This window comes from Streptomyces sp. NPDC043854 (assembly GCF_056436005.1).
In genome coordinates this window covers 73,287-88,886 of sequence record NZ_JBWKDK010000017.1, presented here as the reverse complement: position 1 = coordinate 88,886, position 15,600 = coordinate 73,287, and the positions used below count along the sequence as shown (strand labels likewise).

General features: G+C 72.8%; 16 protein-coding genes. 5 read left to right on the top strand and 11 right to left on the bottom strand.

Annotated elements, in window-relative coordinates; genetic code table 11:
* Positions 1-74: 74 nt before the first annotated feature.
* Positions 75-788 (bottom strand): carbon-nitrogen hydrolase family protein, encoded by a 714-nt coding sequence (locus AC068A_RS17800; RefSeq protein ID WP_478585879.1) that lies wholly within the window; start codon positions 786-788, stop codon positions 75-77.
* A 77-nt stretch (positions 789-865) separates the two neighbouring features.
* Positions 866-1,765, bottom strand: a complete 900-nt coding sequence (locus AC068A_RS17795) for an SGNH/GDSL hydrolase family protein (RefSeq protein ID WP_478585877.1) — start codon at positions 1,763-1,765, stop codon at positions 866-868.
* A 251-nt stretch (positions 1,766-2,016) separates the two neighbouring features.
* Between AC068A_RS17795 and AC068A_RS17790 the strand changes: the two genes are divergently transcribed.
* The gene (locus AC068A_RS17790; protein ID WP_478585875.1) at positions 2,017-2,511 is read left to right on the top strand and encodes a DUF3145 domain-containing protein; all 495 of its coding nucleotides are present in this window, start codon (positions 2,017-2,019) and stop codon (positions 2,509-2,511) included.
* A 118-nt stretch (positions 2,512-2,629) separates the two neighbouring features.
* Here AC068A_RS17790 and fabF read toward each other — a convergent pair whose 3' ends face one another.
* From fabF to AC068A_RS17765, 5 genes are all read right to left on the bottom strand, one after another.
* Positions 2,630-3,895 carry a beta-ketoacyl-ACP synthase II gene (fabF, locus tag AC068A_RS17785; protein WP_478585873.1) on the bottom strand — a complete coding sequence of 422 codons (1,266 nt, stop codon included), beginning with the start codon at positions 3,893-3,895 and terminating at the stop codon, positions 2,630-2,632.
* Positions 3,896-3,974: 79 nt separating this feature from the next.
* The gene (locus AC068A_RS17780; RefSeq protein WP_361083696.1) at positions 3,975-4,223 is read right to left on the bottom strand and encodes an acyl carrier protein; all 249 of its coding nucleotides are present in this window, start codon (positions 4,221-4,223) and stop codon (positions 3,975-3,977) included.
* A gap of 56 nt (positions 4,224-4,279) precedes the next feature.
* Complete coding sequence (locus AC068A_RS17775) at positions 4,280-5,284, bottom strand: beta-ketoacyl-ACP synthase 3 (protein WP_478585871.1); 1,005 nt, start codon at positions 5,282-5,284, stop codon at positions 4,280-4,282.
* Positions 5,285-5,303: 19 nt separating this feature from the next.
* Positions 5,304-6,221, bottom strand: coding sequence for an ACP S-malonyltransferase (locus AC068A_RS17770; RefSeq protein WP_478585869.1), 918 nt, complete (start codon positions 6,219-6,221; stop codon positions 5,304-5,306).
* Positions 6,222-6,310: 89 nt separating this feature from the next.
* Entirely contained in the window at positions 6,311-7,516 is a 1,206-nt protein-coding gene (locus tag AC068A_RS17765; RefSeq protein ID WP_403560192.1) for a PucR family transcriptional regulator, read from the bottom strand.
* A 69-nt stretch (positions 7,517-7,585) separates the two neighbouring features.
* Between AC068A_RS17765 and AC068A_RS17760 the strand changes: the two genes are divergently transcribed.
* A complete protein-coding gene (locus AC068A_RS17760) occupies positions 7,586-8,239 on the top strand; it encodes a pirin family protein (protein ID WP_478585867.1) in 654 nt (217 codons plus the stop codon).
* 1 nt (position 8,240) lies between these two features.
* Here the strand turns inward: AC068A_RS17760 and AC068A_RS17755 are convergent, their stop codons facing one another.
* Complete coding sequence (locus tag AC068A_RS17755) at positions 8,241-9,086, bottom strand: serine hydrolase domain-containing protein (protein ID WP_478585865.1); 846 nt, start codon at positions 9,084-9,086, stop codon at positions 8,241-8,243.
* Positions 9,087-9,138: 52 nt separating this feature from the next.
* Here AC068A_RS17755 and AC068A_RS17750 point away from each other — a divergent pair, with 52 nt between their 5' ends.
* Positions 9,139-9,525 carry a MerR family transcriptional regulator gene (locus AC068A_RS17750; protein WP_478585863.1) on the top strand — a complete coding sequence of 129 codons (387 nt, stop codon included), beginning with the start codon at positions 9,139-9,141 and terminating at the stop codon, positions 9,523-9,525.
* A complete protein-coding gene (locus AC068A_RS17745; RefSeq protein WP_478585862.1) occupies positions 9,522-10,541 on the top strand; it encodes an aldo/keto reductase in 1,020 nt (339 codons plus the stop codon). The genes AC068A_RS17750 and AC068A_RS17745 overlap by 4 nt, the downstream gene beginning before the upstream one ends.
* Before the next feature lie 34 nt (positions 10,542-10,575).
* On the opposite strand, the gene AC068A_RS17740 is transcribed toward AC068A_RS17745, so the two are convergent.
* The 3 genes from AC068A_RS17740 to AC068A_RS17730 form a co-directional block, all read right to left on the bottom strand.
* Positions 10,576-11,430, bottom strand: a complete 855-nt coding sequence (locus tag AC068A_RS17740) for a DUF4429 domain-containing protein (RefSeq protein ID WP_478585861.1) — start codon at positions 11,428-11,430, stop codon at positions 10,576-10,578.
* Between the two features lie 75 nt (positions 11,431-11,505).
* Positions 11,506-12,645, bottom strand: coding sequence for an alpha/beta hydrolase (locus tag AC068A_RS17735; protein WP_478585977.1), 1,140 nt, complete (start codon positions 12,643-12,645; stop codon positions 11,506-11,508).
* A gap of 272 nt (positions 12,646-12,917) precedes the next feature.
* Entirely contained in the window at positions 12,918-13,562 is a 645-nt protein-coding gene (locus AC068A_RS17730) for a TetR/AcrR family transcriptional regulator (protein ID WP_478585860.1), read from the bottom strand.
* A 197-nt stretch (positions 13,563-13,759) separates the two neighbouring features.
* Between AC068A_RS17730 and AC068A_RS17725 the strand changes: the two genes are divergently transcribed.
* A complete protein-coding gene (locus tag AC068A_RS17725) occupies positions 13,760-15,394 on the top strand; it encodes an MFS transporter (protein WP_478585858.1) in 1,635 nt (544 codons plus the stop codon).
* Positions 15,395-15,600: the final 206 nt, after the last annotated feature.

Here is a 15,600-nt window from a genome sequence, read left to right as displayed (position 1 = left end):
CCGGCCGACGGTCTGCCCGCGTGAACCCTGCCCGTCTGCCCGCCTGACCGGCGCGCCGCCCGCCGCGGGCGCCGTCAGGCGGTGATCTCGGCCGTCACCACCGTCGCCGTACGGTCGTCCGCCTCGGCGAGCAGGGCGCCGCCCGGGGCCCAGATCGCGGACCGCCCGCAGCCGGTCCACGGGCCGGCCGGGCCGACGTGGTTGGCGAGGACCACGTACAGGCCGTGTTCCTTCGCCAGCCCGGGGTGGACGGTCGCCCGCTCCTCGATCCCGCCGCCCGTCCCGTACAGGGAGGAGGCGAGGTGGACGCGGCAGCCGGCCGCCGCCGCGCGTCCGGCGAGCTCGGGGAAGTGGTTGTCGAAGCAGATGCCCAGCGAGAAGCGGATCCCGCCGAGCTCGAAGTGCCCGTCGCGGTCGCCCGCCGCGCAGACGGCCTGTTCCTGCCGGTACAGGTGCTGCTTGGCATACGTCGTGACGTGCCCGCCGTCCGCCCCGTAGACCAGCGTCGCGATGGCGGGCCGCGGGCCGCCGGTGCGCAGCGCGACGTTGACGGCGACGGCGGTGCCGGCGGACCGGAGCGGGTCGAGCCGGGGATCGTCCGGGTCGGCGATCCACAGGCCCGGGTCGGCGGCGAGGGCGGCCAACTCGTAGCCGGTGAGCGTGAACTCGGGGAACACCACGAGCCCGGCGCCCGTGTCCCGGGCCCGGGCGGCGAGGGCGGCGGCCCGTGCGGTGTTGCCGGGGACGTCGGCGGGTATGCAGGTCAGCTGCGCTGCGGCGATCTTCATGCGCCCAGGATGCCGGACCGCGGCCGACGGGTGGCCGGAAAGCGCCCTCGCAACCGGGCCGCAGACGGGGAGGGCCGTCAGCGCGGCGGCTCGGCGGCGGTCACCTGGCGGTGCGCCAGCTCGGCGAGGCGTGCCTGCCCGTCCCTGCCGGGGTGGAACCAGTCCCAGTGGCTCAACTGCTCGGCGGCGAAGGGGTACTGGAACACCGCGCCGCCGTCGTAGCGGCACAGCGCGTCCTTCGCGCAGACCTCGCGGAGCACCTCGTTGTACTCGACGACCCGCGCCCGCACCTGCTCCCGCCGGGCCGTCGCCGACGCCGCGGACGACAGCGGATCCGCGAGCATCGACTGGCAGATGCCCAGCTTCCACACCTGACGCACCATCGGGCTGTCCTTGCCCTGCTGCCACAGCCGCTGCAGGTCCGGCACGCTCGAGACGTACACCTGGGAGGCGGGCGAGGCAGCCCGCAGCGCGCCGAGGGCCTTCTCGAAGCCCGCCCGGAACTCCGCCACCGGGGTCATCGCCGAAGCCGACGGGCGGCACGCGTCGTTCGAGCCCACCATGACCGTGACCAGGCCGGGCTTGTGCTCGGCGGCCGAGGCGAGCTGTCCTTCCAGGTCCGCCATCCGCGAGCCGGTGACCGCGTGGTTCCAACTGCGCGCCGCCACCTGCGCGTCGCCGAGCAGCCGCGCGGCGAGCGAACGGACCCCGGGGTCGCTCCCGGTCGACCAGGAGACCTCCGGGCAGTCGGCCAGCACCGAACAGGCGTCGAAACCGCGGGTGATGGAGTCCCCGACGGCCGCGACCGACGCGGGCGCGGTGTTCCAGCGCGGCCCGGCCTGCGCGCCCCGCTCCCCCTGCTCCGGCGCGGCCGGTGCCTGACACCCGGTCAGCGTCCCGGCCAGCAGGGCCATGGCCGCCGCACCCGCGCCCGCGAGTGTGCGCCGCGTGCGGCGTCCGGGAGCGGTGGTGCGCATCGGGTGGTCCCCTCCTTGTCGCCCCGCGTCCTCACGGGGGCGTCCTGCTGAGTGAAAGCTCTGTGTTTGGCGGCCTCGGACCGACCGTACGACACACCATGACCCCTGCTGCACGGTAGCTTTTTCCCCGTGGCGTTTCGGCCGCAGACCCCGCAGCGCAATGTCGGATTGTTTCCGTTACATTGCATCACGTCACATACTGTCCGTTTTCTTGAGTTTATTCCCGACCTCGTCCCACACTGGAGGTCCCGGTGACGACACGTGGAGTCCTGTACGTGCATTCCGCACCGCGCGCGCTCTGCCCGCACGTGGAATGGGCTGTTGCGGGCGTGCTCGGGGTGCGGGTGAACCTCGACTGGATCCGGCAGCCCGCTTCTCCGGGCACCTGGAGAGCCGAGTTCTCCTGGCAGGGCGAGGAGGGCGCCGCGTCGAAGCTCGCCTCCGCGCTGCGCGGCTGGCACCTGCTGCGCTTCGAGGTGACCGCGGAACCCTGCGCCACCGCCGAGGGCGAGCGCTACAGCTCCACACCCGACCTCGGCATCTTCCACGCCGTCACCGGCCTGCACGGTGACATCCTGATCCCCGAGGACCGGCTGCGCGCCGCCCTCGCCCGCTCCGCACGCGGCGAGACCGACCTGGAAGCGGAGATCGCCCGGCTGCTCGGCAAGCCCTGGGACGACGAACTGGAGCCCTTCCGCTACGCCGGCGAGGGCGCGCCCGTGCGCTGGCTCCACCAGGTGGTGTAGCCGGCGTTGGGCGGGGCACGGGGCACGGCATGAGGCCCACCCGGGGATCCCGGGTGGGCCTCATGCGTACGGGGTGCTGCGTCCGCGGCGCGGAGCGGCGGACGGCGTCCCCTCGGGCTCAGATGCTGCGGAACGCCAGCGTGACGTTGTGGCCGCCGAAGCCGAACGAGTTGTTGATCGCGGCGATCGGGCCCTCGGCGGGCAGCTTGCGCGGCTCGCCGCGCACGATGTCCGCGGTGATGTCCTCGTCCAGCTCGTCGACGTTGATGGTCGGCGGGGCCGTCCGGTGGTAGACCGCCAGCACGGTCGCGACGGTCTCGATGCCGCCGGCGCCGCCCAGCAGGTGGCCGGTCATCGACTTGGTCGCGGAGATCGCGATGTGGTCGAGGTCGTCGCCCAGGACCTTGCGCAGGGCCTTCAGCTCGGCCGTGTCGCCCTGCGGGGTCGACGTGGCGTGCGCGTTGACGTGGACCAGCTCGGCCGGGTTCAGGCCGGTGTTGTCGAGCAGGTTCTGCACGGCGGCGGCGACACCGCGGCCGGTCGGCTCCGGCTGCGCGATGTGGTGGCTGTCCGCGGACAGGCCCTGTCCCAGCACCTCGCAGTAGACGCGGGCGCCGCGCGCGGCGGCGTGCTCCGCGGACTCCAGCACCACGACGCCCGCGCCCTCGCCGAGGACGAAGCCGTCACGGTCCTTGTCGTACGGGCGGGAGGCCTGCTGAGGGTTCTCGTTGTTCTTGGACATCGCCATCATGTTGGCGAACGCGGCGATCGGCAGCGGGTGGATGGCCGCCTCGGTGCCGCCCGCGACGACCACGTCGGCGCGGCCGGTGCGGATCATCTCGACGGCGTAGCCGATGGCCTCGGCGCCGGAGGCGCAGGCGCTGACCGGGGTGTGCACGCCCGCCTGGGCGTTGACCTCCAGGCCGACGTTGGCCGACGGGCCGTTCGGCATGAGCATGGGGACGGTGTGCGGGGAGACCCGGCGCACACCCTTTTCCTTCAGCACGTCGTACTGGTCGAGCAGGGTGGTGACACCGCCGATACCGGAGGCGATCACGGTGCCCAGGCGCTCCGGCGCGACGGACTCGTCCTCGCCCGCCGGGGCCTTGTAGCCGGCGTCGGCCCAGGCCTCGCGGGCCGCGATGACGGCGAACTGGGCCGAGCGGTCCAGCTTGCGCGCCAGCGGCTTCGGGAGGACCTCGCTCGGGTCGACGGCGACCGGGGCGGCAATACGGACCGGGAGTTCGGCGAAGCGCTCGCCCTCCAGGGGCTTGACGCCGGAACGGCCGGCGAGCAGACCTTCCCAGGTCGAAGCGCTGTCGCCACCCAGCGGAGTGGTTGCGCCGATACCGGTGACGACCACGGTGCGATTGGTCGGGCTCACAGGAATTCTTTCTCCACGTCTCAGGGGGTGCTGAATTGTCACGGCGCCACCGCCGGGTGGCGACAAACGCTCGTCAGGCTCAGGCCTGGTGCTTCAGGATGTAGTCGGCAGCGTCACCGACGGTCCGGAGGCCCTTGACGTCCTCGTCCGGGATCTTGACGTCGAAGCGCTCTTCGGCGGCGACGACGACCTCGACCATGGAGAGGGAGTCGACGTCCAGGTCGTCGGTGAACGACTTGTCGACCTCGACGTCCTCGACCGGGATACCGGCGATCTCGTTGACGATCTCCGCCAGACCCTCGACGATCTCTTCCTGCGTGGCGGCCATGTGGCGCTCCTTCTGTAGCTGACTGCGGTGAAACAGGCCGGGAGTGGTTCCGGGCCCTAGGGGAGGGTAACGACCGTCGCGGCGTAGACGAGCCCCGCCCCGAAGCCGATGACGAGCGCGGTGTCGCCGCTCTTCGCCGCTCCGGTCGCCAGGAGCCGCTCCATTGCGAGCGGGATCGAGGCGGCCGAGGTGTTGCCGGTGGTCTCCACGTCACGGGCGACCGTGACGTGCTCCGGCAGCTTGAGGGTCTTCACCATCGAGTCGATGATCCGCATGTTGGCCTGGTGCGGGATGAAGACGTCCAGGTCGTCCGCGGTGATCCCGGCGGCGTCGAGCGCCTGCTGGGCCACCTTGGCCATCTCGAAGACGGCCCAGCGGAACACCGCCTGGCCCTCCTGCGTGATGGCCGGGAACTTCTCGCCGGCGTCCCGGCCGAGGTACTCGTCCCACGGCACGGTCTGCTTGATCGTCTCGGACTTGTCGCCCTCCGAACCCCACACCGTGGGGCCTATGGCCGGCACGTCCGAGGGGCCGACGACCACGGCTCCGGCGCCGTCACCGAACAGGAAGGCCGTCGCGCGGTCCTCCGGGTCGGTCAGGTCCGACAGCCGCTCCACGCCGATGACCAGCACGTACTGCGCCGAGCCCTCGATGACGAGGCCCTTGGCGAGGGTCAGGCCGTAGCCGAAGCCGGCGCAGCCCGCCGAGATGTCGAACGCGGCCGGCTTGACGGCACCGATCCGGTGCGCGATCTCGGTCGCGACCGCCGGGGTCTGCCGGAAGTGCGAGACCGTCGAGACGATCACGGCGCCGATCTGCTCGGGGGAGATCCCGGCGTCGGCCAGCGCCTTGCCGGAGGCCTCCACCGACATCGCGGCGACCGTCTCCTCGGGCGAGGCCCAGTGCCGGCTCGAGATGCCCGAGCGGGAGCGGATCCACTCGTCGGAGGAGTCGATCTTCTCCAGGATGACGTCGTTGGGGACCACCCGGGCCGGACGGTAGCCGCCGACGCCGATGATGCGGGCGTACGGGGAGCCCTGGGCAGGCTTGATCTTCGACATGCTGTGGGGGCTCCTTCTGTCAGGCCGAGTGCTCGGCGATGAGCGCCGCGGCCTTGGCGAGGTCGTCCGGGGTCTTCAGGGCCACGTTCGGCACGCCCTTGAGCGCACGCTTGGCCAGACCCGTCAGGGTGCCGCCCGGGCTGAGCTCGATGATCCCGGTGACGCCGAGTTCGGCGAACGTCTCCATGCACAGGTCCCAGCGGACCGGGTTCGCGACCTGGCCCACCAGTCGGGCGACGACCTCGGCGCCCGAGGTGACGACCTGGCCGTCCTTGTTCGAGACGTACTTCAGCTCCGGGTCGGCAGGGGCGAGGGCCTGCGCGGCCCGGTCCAGCGTCACGACGGCGGGAGCCATGTGGTGCGTGTGGAAGGCGCCCGCGACCTGCAGCGCAACGACCTTCATCGAGCCCTCGGGCTTGTCGGCGACCAGCGCGTCGACCTGCTCCTTGGTGCCGGCGGCCACGATCTGGCCCGCGCCGTTGATGTTGGCCGGGGTCAGACCCAGCTTCTCCAGGTGCGCGACGACCACGTCGCGCTCGCCGCCCAGCACCGCGGCCATGCCGGTCTCGGTGACCGCGGCGGCCTCGGCCATCGCCAGACCCCGGGTCCGTACGAGCGACAGCGCGTCGGCGTCCGAGAGCACACCTGCGTACGCGGCGGCGGTGATCTCGCCGACACTGTGGCCCGCGACGGCACCGAAGGCCGTACGGGAGCCCAGCTCCGAGGCGGCCAGCAGGCCCGCGGCGACCAGCAGCGGCTGGGCCACGGCCGTGTCGCGGATCTCGTCCGCATCCGCCTTCGTGCCGTAGTGGGCAAGGTCGAGCCCGATGGCCTCCGACCACGCGGCGACGCGGTCAGCGGCGCCGGGCAGTTCGAGCCAGGGGGTCAGGAAGCCGGGCGTCTGTGCGCCTTGGCCGGGAGCGACGAGTACGAGCACCCTCACACTCTCTCTTGTCGAGGGTCCCAGCCGCCCGTGGGGACAGGGACCAAGAACCGTCAGGGTAATTGTTGAAGTCCGACAAAAGTCTAGGACTGCTGATCGTTGTCAGCCAGACGCCCGAGGATCAGGGCGATCCGCAGCGTGAACGCCGAGCGGACATCGGAAGGCGACCAACCGGTGACGTCGGTCACACGTCGGAGCCGGTAGCGCACCGTGTTCGGGTGCACGAACAGCATCCGCGCCGCCCCCTCCAGACTGCTCGCCTGCTCCAGGTACACGCTCAGCGTCTCCAGCAGCGCCGACCCCGCCTCCTCCAGCGGTCTGTAGATCTCCTCCACCAGCTGCTCCCGGGCAGAGGGATCCGAGGCGATCGCGCGCTCCGGCAGGAGATCGTCCGCGAGCACCGGCCGCGGGGCGTCCTGCCAGGCCGAGCAGGCCTTCAGGCCGGCCGCCGCCGCCTGCGCGGACTTCGTCGCGTTCAGCAGGTCCGCGACCACCGGGCCGGCGACCACCGGACCCGCCGCGAACGGCCCGATCAGCGACTTCGCCACCTGGAGCGGGTTGTCGCTGCCGCCCGCGATCACCACCAGGCGGTCGCCGAGCACACCGGTGAGCACTTGGAGCTTGTGGTGCCGGGCCGCCCGCCGGATCGCCTCGACCGTCAGCTCGCTGTCGCCCTCCGGCGCGGTGCCGAGCACCACGCACACGTGCTCCGGCGAGTTCCAGCCGAGGGCCGCGGCCCGGGACAGCGCGCCCTCGTCGGCTTCCCCGGACAGCACCGCGTTCACCACCAGGGACTCCAGCCGGGCGTCCCACGCCCCGCGCGCCTCGGCGGCCTGCGCGTACACCTGGGCCGTCGCGAAGGCGATCTCCCGGGCGTACACCAGCAGTGCCTCGCGCAGGATCGACTCGTCGCCCGGGGCCGCCACCTCCTCGATCGCGGCCTCCATGACCTCGATCGTGGTGCGGACCATCTCGACGGTCTGGCGCAGCGTGATCGCCCGGGTCAGCTCGCGCGGAGCCGTCCCGAACACGTCGGTGGAGATCGCCTGCGGGGTCTCCGGGTGCCGGAACCACTCGGTGAACGCGGCGATGCCGGCCTGGGCGACCAGGCCGATCCAGGACCGGTTCTCCGGGGGCATCGCCCGGTACCACGGCAGGGTCTCGTCCATGCGCGCGATCGCGTTGGCGGCGAGCCGGCCGGAGGACTTCTCCAGTCGGCGCAGCGTCGCGGCATGCGGATGGGCGGCAGCGGGATGCGCGGGGGAATGCTCACGTTCGGGTTGGGGCACGGGACAAGACTGCCTTATCGGGACGGCGGCGCGGAGTGCGCCCTCACACGCAAGGTCTACCGTGGGCCCATGATTGATGTACGCCGCGGTGCCGACCGGTACCGGGGAGGGGACCCCGCAGCGGGGATCACCACCCGGCACGCCTTCTCCTTCGGCGGCTTCTACGACCCGGACAACCTGCGCTTCGGCCCGGTCCTGGCCTGCAACGAGGAGGCCCTCGCCCCGGGCGCCGGGTTCGACGAGCACCCGCACAGCCACACCGAGATCGTCACCTGGGTCGTCGAGGGTGAGCTGACGCACAAGGGCAGCACCGGCGAGGAGGCCGTGGTCCGCCCCGGCGACGTGCAGCACTTCGGCGCCGGATCCGGTGCCCGGCACATCGAACGCAACGACGGCGCCGAGCCGCTGCGCTTCGTGCAGACCTGGCTCGCGCCGCTGGCCCCCGGCGGGGAGCCCGCGTACCGGCTCGTCCGCGGCCTCGGCGACGACACCCCGTACCGGGTCCCCGCGGCCGGGGCCGTCCTGCACGTGCGGCGGCCGGGCGCCGGGGAGCACGTCTCCGTCCCCGCCGCCGAGCGGGTCTACCTGCACGTGGTGCACGGCGACCTGCGGCTGGACGGGGTGGAGCTCGGGCCCGGGGACTCGGCCCGGATCACCGGCGAGGAGGGCCTTCAGGCCGTGGCGGGGTCCCCGGGGGAGCTGCTGATCTGGGAGCTCCCGTAGCTCAGCGGCGGATCTCGAGGCCGCGCGCCGCCACCACGCCGTCCGTGAACGGGGGCCAGGCCTCCACGGCCCACGGGCCGAAGGGGCGGTCCGTGAGCACGACGCACGCGGCCCGCAGCTCCGGGTCCACCCACAGGAAGGTGCCGGCCTGGCCGAAGTGGCCGAAGGTGCGCGGCGAGGAGGAGGCGCCCGTCCAGTGGGGGCTCTTGGTGCCGCGGATCTCCAGGCCGAGCCCGAAGTCGTTGGGGGACTGGTGCCCGTACCCGGGGAGCACGCCCTTCAGGCCGGGGTGGACGACGGTGGTGGCCTCGGCGACGGTGCGCACGTCGAGCAGGCGGGGGGCCTGGAGCTCGGCGGCGAAGCGGACGAGGTCGGACACGGTGGAGACGCCGTCCTTGGCGGGGGAGCCCTCCAGGGTGGTCGAGGCCATGCCGAGCGGCTCGAACACGGCCTGGTGCACGTACTCGGCGAAGGGGATGCCGGTGGCCTTGGTGATGTGGTCGCCGAGCACCTCGAAGCCGGCGTTCGAGTACAGCCGACGGGTTCCGGGCGGGGCCATGACGCGGTGCTCGTCGAAGGCCAGGCCGCTGGTGTGCGCGAGCAGGTGACGGACCGTCGAACCCTCCGGGCCCGCGGGCTCGTCCAGCTCGATCGCCCCCTCCTCGTACGCGACGAGGGCGGCGTACGCCGCGAGCGGCTTGGTCACCGAGGCCAGGGCGAACCGGTGGTCGACGGGCCCGTGGGAGGCCGCGAGGCTCCCGTCGGCGCGTACGACGGCCGCCGCCGCGGTCGGTACCGGCCAGTTCTCGATGGCCTCCAGGCCGTACGGGGTGTCCATGCTGTCCATGCCGCCGAGCCTACTTGCTTGGAGTGCACTCAAGGGTTCTAGCGTGGTCGCCATGAGCCTGACAGGGACGCAGACGCGGTACACGATCAGCGAGGTCGAGACCCTGACCGGCCTGAGCCAGCACACCCTGCGCTGGTACGAGCGGATCGGCCTGATGCCGCACGTGGACCGGTCCCACTCGGGGCAGCGGCGCTTCAGCGACGCCGACCTGAGGTGGCTGTCCTTCGTGGGCAAGCTGCGTGCCACCGGGATGTCGGTGGCCGACATGGTCACCTACGCCGAACTGGTCCGCGAGGGCGAGCACACCGTCGACCGGCGGCGCGAGCTGCTGGAGCGGACCCGGCACGAGGTGCGGGCGCGGATCACGGAACTGACCGACGCGCTCGCCGTACTGGACTTCAAGATCGATCTTTATACGGGGAAGGCTGCACGCCAGTGACGCAGAACACCACAACAATCGAGCAGGTCGAACTCGGCAAGGGCGGCCCGCGGGTCGGCATCCAGGGCCTCGGCTGCATGGGCATGAGCGAGTTCTACGGGGAGACGGACGAGGCGGCGGCGCGCGCGACGCTCCGGGCGGCGCTGGATGCCGGGGTCACCCTCTTCGACACCGCGGACATCTACGGGCGGGGCCGGAACGAGGAGTTCATCGCGCCGTTCGCCGCCGCGCACCGCGAGGAGATCACCCTTGCCACCAAGTTCGGCATCGAGCGCACCGACGACCCCCACCACCGGGGCGTACGCAACGACCGGGCGTACCTCCGCAGGGCGGTGGAGGACAGCCTCCGGCGGCTCGGGACCGAGGTGATCGACCTGTACTACATGCACCGCCACGACCCGTCGGTGCCGTTCGCCGAGTCGGTGGGCGCCATGGCGGAGCTGGTGCAGGAGGGCAAGGTGCGCCACCTGGGGCTCAGCGAGGTGACCGGGGCGGAGCTGCGGGAGGCGTACGCGGTGCACCCGATCGCGGCCCTCCAGTCGGAGTGGTCCCTGTTCAGCCGTGACGTGGAGCGCAGCGCGGTGGCCGCGGCCGCGGAGCTGGGCGTGGCCTTCGTGCCGTACTCCCCGCTCGGCCGCGGCTTCCTGACCGGCGCGTATTCGGATGCGGCGGAGCTGTCCGAGGGCGACTTCCGCCTCTTCCAGCCGCGGTTCACCGGCGACAACGCCAAGGCCAACGCCGCGCTGCTGGAGCCGGTGCGGCAGGTCGCGCGGGCCCACGGGGCCACCCCGGCGCAGATCGCGCTGGCCTGGGTGCAGCAGCGGGCGCAGGTGCACGGGCTGACGGTGGTCCCGATCCCGGGCACCCGCAAGCCGGAGCGGCTCGCGGAGAACACCGCCGCGACCCGGATCACGCTGACGGAGCCGGAGCTGGCCCTGCTGGAGCCGATCGCCGGGCAGGTCGCGGGGGACCGCTACCCGGACATGGCCTTCACCTCGGCGGCCCGCGAGGGGTAGGCGCTGCCAGGGGGCGGGCGCCAAGGGGTGTGCGCTACGTCCCGGGGAGGCCGTCGGAGAAACGATCCCGCAGCGCGGAGTACTCCGCGTCCGTCAGCAGGCCCGCGCTGTGCAGCTCGCTCAGGTGGTGCAGGCGCTCGTCCGTGCGCGGCGGCGGGACCGAGGCGACCGGGGTGCGCACGCGCAGAGCGGCGAGCACGGCCGCGGCGAACGGCAGCGACTCGTGCACGGCCCCGTACCCGGTGCCGAACACGGCGGTGGCGAGGTCGTGGTCCGGCCGCGGGTCGGCCTCGGTGTCGTCGCGGCGTATGAGCCGCAGATGACCGCCCGGCCCCTCCGGCGAACGCCATTCGATTCCGGCCAGCTCCGACAGCGGGTAACGCTGGTCGCCCGCCTTCCACTTGGTGCCGGTGGCGCCCGTACGCGACCACTGGAAGCTGACGGCCGAGCCGTCGAAGCCCACGCGCGCGTCGTACGCCTTCAGCTGGAGCGGCGGCTCCGCCACCGGCACCAGGAAGCGCTCGGCCGGCTCGTCCGCCTCGGGACCCAGCCGCTCGCGCAGCCGGTCGGCGAACTCCCGGGCCTGCGCGGCCCGGTCACCCGGCACCACCAGGCGGTACGGGTCGCAGACCGCGCGCAGCTGTCCTGCGGCGGCCTCCACCAGCGGATCCGAGCCCGGTCTCGGAACGGCCTCCAGCACCACCGCGTCCCGTCTGCCCGTGGACGGGCGGGCGGTGAGGTCCACCGCGGACAGCGCCTCGAAGGGGATCCGCCGCGCCCCGAGGGCATTCCAAAGCCTTGGCGTTCGCATCCCCCGTGTGAAGCGGATGAGCACCGAGTCCGAGTCGAACTCCCAGGCGGCATGATTTCCGGCCAGTACGTCACCCATGCGGCACATGGTAAAGGGACACGCCCCTGTGCGTCCCCCTCGGAGCAGAGCCCGATTTCCGGGGCTCTACGCGTGTCAGTCCGCGTCTGCCCCGGAAATTCCGCGGCGGCAGGCATCGTCCCCGGTCGCACAGACAACGGAGTCGAAGGTGCCGGTTCCGATTTTGGCGAAGTTGTCCAAGGAGCCCGTGCCCGGCTCGAAATAGCCGGTGTGCCGCTTGGCCCCGGCCGACGACAGCAGCCGCGCGCCGAACTCCGGCGACACCGGGTCCGCGCCGTGCCCCAGACCGCCGACCTCCAGGTGCGGCACGTCCGCGATCCAGTCCCCGGAGTCCCGGGTGGCCCACACCCGCGCGGAGGTGTCCAGTTCGGCCACCGAGCCCGCGCGCATTCCCGGGCTGCCCGCCACGACGACGTCCGTCACCCGGTCGGGCAGTGCGTGCGCGGCGACCCCGCACACCACCGATCCGTAGCTGTGGCAGAACAGCGCCACGCTCGCGTCCCCCGGCAGCGACGCCGTGAGGGCCTCCAGCCGTACCGCGCCGTCCAGGGCCATCCGGCCGGTGGCCGCGTCCATGCCCACCCCGGACGGGGCGGTGTAGTCGGCCCAGGCGACCACCGCGGTCCGGCTGCCCGGAGCCGCGGCGCGCTCGGCCGCGTACAGGGACTGGGCCATGCCGACCGGGGCGGTCAGCCGGCGCTGCGTGCGCTCGAAGGTGAGGACGTCGGTGTCCACGCCGGGGACGATCACCGAGACCCGCTCGGCCCGGTCGAGGTCGCCGAAGACCTCGGCGACGCGGCCGCCGCCGGTGGGGTTGAAGGCGAGGATCTGCCGGCCGGGTTCGGCGAGGGAGGCGAAGCGGTGGGCGCGCCGGCCGGCCGTGTCGCGGTCGGCCGGGGTCAGGCTGACGTCGCGGCTGCGGGCCTGCTCGGCCTTCTCGGCCAGTCCGAGGGCGCGCAGGTTGGCGCGGTAGCGCAGGGCGGCGGGCGCCCCGTCGAGGTTGCCGACGACGAAGGGGTGGGCGTCGGCGAGCCGGGCCCGCTGGCCGGGGTCGATGCCGGCGAAGAACCGGGCCACCGTGCGGACGGGGGCGTCGGCGGCCGGCACCGGCCGGCCGTCGATGCGGGCCGAGGACCAGGCGGCGAGGGCGGCGGCCCGCAGCGAGGTCCCGGCATCGGGCCGGTGCACGGTGGTCCAGCCGGTGGTCGCCAGCATGATGAAGACGACCGCCAGCGCGAGCAGGGTGCGCAGGACGGCAGGGCGCGGATCGGCGCCGACGGCGGTGGGGTGGGCGGGGCCGGGCAGGTTCACTGGGACCAGCGTATGAGATCCGGAACCGGCCCCGAGGCACAGGGTGATGGGGACCACGGGTGAGCCGGGACACGGTGACGGGGCTCACGGTGACGGGGCTCACGGTGACCGGGTTCACGGTGACCAGGATCACAACAGCCGGGATCACGGCGACCCCCGCTCGCGCTGACCCGGTGTCAGCGCCAGTCCGCGGCGAGCGCCGGGCCGATCTGGTCGAGGTACGCGTCGGTCATGTCCCGCAGCACGGCGACGCTGGCGTCCCCGCGCTGCCCCCACAGCCGTCCGGTGACCCGCATCACACCGGAGAACGCGGCGACGGCCACCCGGGGGCGCGGGTCGGCGTCCACGTCGAGGCCCTCACGCTCCGCGATCAGCCGGGCCAGGTGCTCCTCCAGCTCGGTGCAGCGGCGCAGGTGGACGGCGAGCAGCGCCGGGGTCGACTCGATGAGCTGGTAGGTGCGCATGTAGAGGTCGAGCGGAACCACCTCGGACAGGGCCTCGCCGAGGGTGTCCCAGGCGTCGCGCGCGGCGCCGCGCAGAGCCGTGAGGGGCCCCTCGGCGGCCGGACGGGCCCGCAGCGCGGCGAGGAGGTGCGATTCGGCCAGGTCCTGGGCGGCGAAGGCTACCTCCTCCTTGTTGGCGAAATAGCGGAAGAAGGTGCGCTGGGAGACGTCCACGGCGTCGGTGATCTCGTCGACGGTGGTCTGCTCGTACCCCTGCGAGACGAAGAGGAGGAGGGCGGCGCGCAGCAGCGCGTCCCGGGTGCGCTGCTTCTTGCGCTCGCGCAGTCCGGGCGCCGGCGCCGGCCGCTCGTCGGTCATCACCGCGGGAGTCCTCTCAAGGGTGGTTCGGGCTGGGTCCCGGCTGGTCCGAGCGCGGGGCTCGAGGGAGTCCAACGCGCGGGCCGTGCATCCGATCTGACGCAGAGTGAGCGGTCAGAGTACCTGTGACGGACCTGACAGCCACTGCCTCGTTAAGCCGTTTGTGAAGTGTCAGTCGCTGTCACTAGCCTGTTCGCATGACTCATCAGATCACCGTCGACGGCCACGACGGCGGGGCGCCCGTCGACGGCCGGATACCCGTCAAGGAGCCGGGCGGAGCTCCGGCCCGCTCGGGGCTGCGCGGCCATCCGTGGTTAACCCTCTTCGCCGTTGCCATCGGCGTCATGATGGTCACCCTGGACGGCACGATCGTCGCCGTCGCCAATCCCGAGATCCAGAAGGACCTCGGCGCCTCGCTCTCCGACGTCCAGTGGATAACCAACGGCTACCTGCTGGCGCTCGCCGTCTCCCTCATCACCGCCGGCAAGCTCGGCGACCGCTTCGGCCACCGCCAGACCTTCCTCCTCGGCATCATCGGCTTCGCCGGCGCCTCCGCCGCGATCGGCCTGTCCTCCGGCGTCGAGTTCCTCATCGGCTTCCGCGTGGCCCAGGGCCTGTTCGGCGCCCTGCTGATGCCCGCCGCGCTCGGCCTGCTGCGCGCCACCTTCCCCGCCGAGAAGCTCAACATGGCCATCGGGATCTGGGGCATGGTCATCGGCGCCTCGACCGCCGGCGGACCCATCGTCGGCGGCCTGCTCGTCGAGCACGTCAGCTGGCAGTCCGTCTTCTTCGTCAACGTGCCCGTGGGCATCATCGCCCTGGCCTTCGGCCTGGTCATCCTGCTCGACCACCGCGCCGAGAATGCCCCGCGCTCCTTCGACATCCCCGGCATCGTGCTGCTGTCGGTCGCGATGTTCTCCCTGATCTGGGCGCTGATCAAGGCTTCGGAATGGGGCTGGGGCGACAGCCTGACCCTGCTGTTCCTCGGCGGGTCCGTGGTCTGCTTCGTGCTCTTCGCCGTCTGGGAGAGCAGGGCCGACGAGCCGCTGATCCCGCTGGGGATGTTCCGCTCGCTGCCGCTGTCCGCGGGCACCGTGCTGATGGTGCTGATGGCGTTCGCCTTCATGGGCGGCCTGTTCTTCGTCACCTTCTACCTTCAGAACGTGCACGGCATGAGCCCCGTCGACAGCGGCCTGCACCTGCTGCCGCTGACCGGCATGATGATCGTCGGCTCGCCGCTGGCCGGCGCCGCCATCACCGCGGTCGGCCCGCGCATCCCGCTCGTCGCCGGCATGGTCGCCACCGCCGGCGCCTGCTTCGGGCTGTCCCGGCTCACCCCCGGCACCGGCACCCTCGAGATGTCGCTGTGGTTCTGCCTCCTCGGCGTGGGCCTCGCCCCCGTCATGGTCGGCGCCACCGAGGTCATCGTCGGCAACGCCCCGCTGGAGCTCTCCGGTGTGGCCGGCGGGCTCCAGCAGGCCGCCATGCAGGTCGGCGGCAGCCTCGGCACCGCCGTCCTCGGCGCGGTCATGGCCCGTACGGTCAGTGGCTCGTTCGGGGACAACTGGCGGGCCGCGGAGCTGCCGCCGCTCGCCCCGGAGCAGCAGGCCCTCGTCGAGAGGGGGGTCCAGGTCGGCATCGCACCGGTCCCGCAGGACGCGCCGCCGCCCGTCGCCGACGCCATCACCACGGTGGCGCACGACACCTTCGTGTCCGGCATGAGCGCCGCGTTCACCGTGGCCGGCGTCGTCGCGGTCCTCGCCGCGGTCGTGGCCTGCTTCACCAAGCGCGGTGAGAACGCGGGGGCGGGGGCGGGCGCGGCCCACGTCTGAGCCCGGAGCCCCCGCCGCCGCCCCGGCGGCCGCTCGGGCCGCTCGGGCGTCAACCCGCTGTGCTCCACAGCCCCGCCGGACGGTTCCGGCGGGGCTGTCGCCTATCCGGGTGGACCCGCCCGCACCCCCTTCCGCCCGCCCGTCCGCGCAGGTCAGCGTGGTGGCCGAGCTGCTTCGGAACCGGTCCGGGGCGGCACGTCCACAAG